At 70.4% G+C, this 2,866-nt stretch carries 4 protein-coding genes; 3 read left to right on the forward strand and 1 reads right to left on the reverse strand.

From position 1 onward, the window contains the following. Positions 1 to 168: 168 nt before the first annotated feature. The 3 genes from ACXR8F_RS21125 to ACXR8F_RS21135 all read left to right on the forward strand — a co-directional run bounded on the left by ACXR8F_RS21125 (position 169) and on the right by ACXR8F_RS21135 (position 2,274). Complete coding sequence (locus tag ACXR8F_RS21125) at positions 169 to 1,092, forward strand: mechanosensitive ion channel family protein (RefSeq protein WP_458803531.1); 924 nt, start codon at positions 169 to 171, stop codon at positions 1,090 to 1,092. A gap of 31 nt (positions 1,093 to 1,123) precedes the next feature. Continuing rightward, positions 1,124 to 1,510, forward strand: coding sequence for a globin (locus ACXR8F_RS21130; RefSeq protein ID WP_458803533.1), 387 nt, complete (start codon positions 1,124 to 1,126; stop codon positions 1,508 to 1,510). 110 nt (positions 1,511 to 1,620) lie between these two features. Continuing rightward, positions 1,621 to 2,274 (forward strand): hypothetical protein, encoded by a 654-nt coding sequence (locus ACXR8F_RS21135; protein ID WP_458803535.1) that lies wholly within the window; start codon positions 1,621 to 1,623, stop codon positions 2,272 to 2,274. 66 nt (positions 2,275 to 2,340) lie between these two features. On the opposite strand, the gene ACXR8F_RS21140 is transcribed toward ACXR8F_RS21135, so the two are convergent. Next, complete coding sequence (locus tag ACXR8F_RS21140; RefSeq protein WP_458803537.1) at positions 2,341 to 2,748, reverse strand: NUDIX hydrolase; 408 nt, start codon at positions 2,746 to 2,748, stop codon at positions 2,341 to 2,343. Positions 2,749 to 2,866 lie beyond the last annotated feature (118 nt).

Genomic DNA, 2,866 nt, shown 5'->3' on the forward strand with positions numbered 1-2,866 from the left:
CCGGCACCGCTGGGTCGACCCACGACCTCACGCCCGAACCCGACCCCTGACTGAGACCCTGTGATCCACGCCTTCACGAACCTGACCGCACTGCCCGCACTGCACACCGCCGACGGCACCCCGCCGCCGAGCCCCACTCCGTCCCCGTCTCCCTTGCAGGAGCTGCCCGTGGACCTCTCGATGCCCGATCTTTCGAGCCTGACCTGGTCCGGCGTCGGCGACTGGCTGGTGGGCACGCCGCTGCTCATCATCACGGTGGTCGCCGTCGGCCTGCTCGCCCGGTTCCTGCTCCACCGGCTCATCAACCGGGTCGTGACGACCGCGACGTCCCGCCGGGCCGAGCGGATCGCCAGCCTCCCCGGCGCCGGCCGTGCGCTCCAGGCCGTCGGCGTCGCCAACGTGCGCCACGTCCAGCGCACCCAGACGATGGGCGCCCTGCTCAAGAGCATCACGACGTTCGTCGTCGGCGGCATCACGGCCCTGACCGTGCTGTCGCTCGTCGGCATCCCGCTCGGTCCGATGCTCGCCTCGGCCAGCGTCGGCGGCGTCGCCCTGGCCTTCGGCGCGCAGAGCCTCGTCAAGGACTTCCTCTCCGGCGTCTTCATGATCGTCGAGGACCAGTACGGCGTCGGCGACGTCATCGACACCGGCGAGGTCGTGGGCACCGTCGAGAACGTGTCGCTGCGCGTGACGCAGCTGCGTGACGCCGACGGCATGACGTGGTACGTCCGCAACGGTGAGATCATCCGCATCGGCAACAAGACGCAGGGGTGGTCGACCGCGATCGTCGACATCGCCATCGCCTACGACCAGGACGTCGAGAAGGCGATCTCGGTGATCCGCGACGTCGTCAGCGTCATGGACGACGACGGCGCGTACAAGGACATCCTGCTCGACGAGCCGAACGTCGTCGGCGTCGAGTCGATCGCCAACGGCGCCATCACGATCCGCATCATCGCCAAGACCATCGCCAACGAGCAGTTCGGCGTGCAGCGCGAGATGCGCGAGCGGATCAAGGTGGCCCTCGACCGGGAGGGTGTGCGCAGCCCGATGCCGATGCTGCCGCCCTTCGGCGGAACCCCTCACAAGTGAGCTGCCCCACGGCTCTGGGAGACTGGCCGGCGTGACCTACTACGACGACTTCGGCGGCCACGACACGTTCGCGAAGCTCGTGCGCGAGTTCTACCGAGGCGTCGCCGAGGACGAGCCGCTGCGCGCCCTGTACCCGGAGGACGACCTCGGCCCCGCCGAGGAGCGCCTGCGGATGTTCTTCGAGCAGTACTGGGGCGGTCCGACGACGTACTCCGAGCAGCGTGGCCACCCGCGGCTGCGCATGCGGCACATGCCGTTCCAGGTCACGCCCGACATGCGCGACCGGTGGCTGCTGCACATGATGAACGCCGTCGACACCCTCGAGCTCTCGCCCGAGAACGACGACCGGCTGCGCGACTACCTCACACGGGCCGCGTACTCCCTCGTCAACAGCCCGGGGCCCGACGGCACGTTCTGAGCCGCCGGCGCTGCGGGGACTCACAGCAAGTCACAGCCGTTTCACGGGTCGTGGCGCCCCCCTCTGGTGTTCTCTGGAGGCAGGCGAACCCACGACGAGAGGGATGCGACATGGTGTCGATCAACAAGAAGGCGGCCAGCGTGGCGGCGGTCGGTGCCGCAGCGGCCGTCATCGGGCTCGGCGTCTCCCAGGTGGCGCGCGCCGACGACGCGACGACGACCAGCACGACCACCCCGACACCGACGGTGACCTCGACCCAGGGCGACCCGAACAAGGGCACGACCGACGGCACGACACCAGGCAACGGCAAGGGCTGGGGTCCCGGCGGTCGGCACGGCGGACCGGGCGGGCCGGACGGACCGGGCGGGCCGGGCCTCGGCGTCGGCCGCGGCGCCGACCTCTCCGACCTGGCCACCAAGCTCGGGGTCGACGAGACGAAGCTCAAGGACGCCCTCAAGGCGGTGCGTGACGAGATCCGCGCCGCGCGCACCCCTGGTCAGGCCCGACCCGACTTCTCGGCGCTGCAGGACGAGGTCGCCACCAAGCTCGCCGCCAAGCTCGGCATCGACGCCGCCAAGGTCAAGACGGCCATCGCCGACCTGCGCGCAGCCCACGAGGCCGACGAGCAGAAGGCGTTCGACGACCGGCTCGCCCAGGCGGTCAAGGACGGCAAGCTGACTCAGGCCGAGGCGGACGCGGTGAAGAAGGCGGCGAAGGCCGGGATCATCGACATGCACGACGGGATGCACGACGGGCCGCGCTGACACGGACGCCGTTCATCACGGGCGCCACCCGTCGACGTGGAGGTCGGTCGGGTGGCGTCGCAGCACTCAGTCGGTGCCCAGACGGGCTCGGAGCGCCGGCACGACGTGGTTGCGCAGCAGGGGCGCCAGGTCGCCGGGGAGCTCGTTGTCGAGCCCGAGCCAGCGCTGCTCCGCGATCTCGGCGAGGGGCGTCGGCGCGTGGTCGGGGTCGAGGTCCGCGACGAAGACCGTCGCGTCCACCCACGAGTCCTCCTCGTTGGCCGCGACGTCGTGGAACCGGCCGAGCGGCAGCCCCATCCCGGCCACGTCGAGCCCGACCTCCTCCATGACCTCGCGATCGGCTGCCTCGCGGGCGCTCTCCCCCGGGTCGATCTTGCCGCCGGGGAGCATGAACCGCTGGGAACCGGCCTTGCGGACGGTCAGGAGCTGACGGTCGCGCACGAGGCAGAATGCGGCCGTGACAAAGGTCGTCATGCGTTTCTCCTATGTCAAGCCGCTGCCGTGAGGCAAGGGGCTTGACGGTTGTGGTGGTCGGCGGTCAGGAGGTTGAAGACGGTTCGTGCGAGGCGTCGTTTGAGGCAGCGGAGGGCTT

Source organism: Terrabacter sp. AAH1, assembly GCF_054456855.1.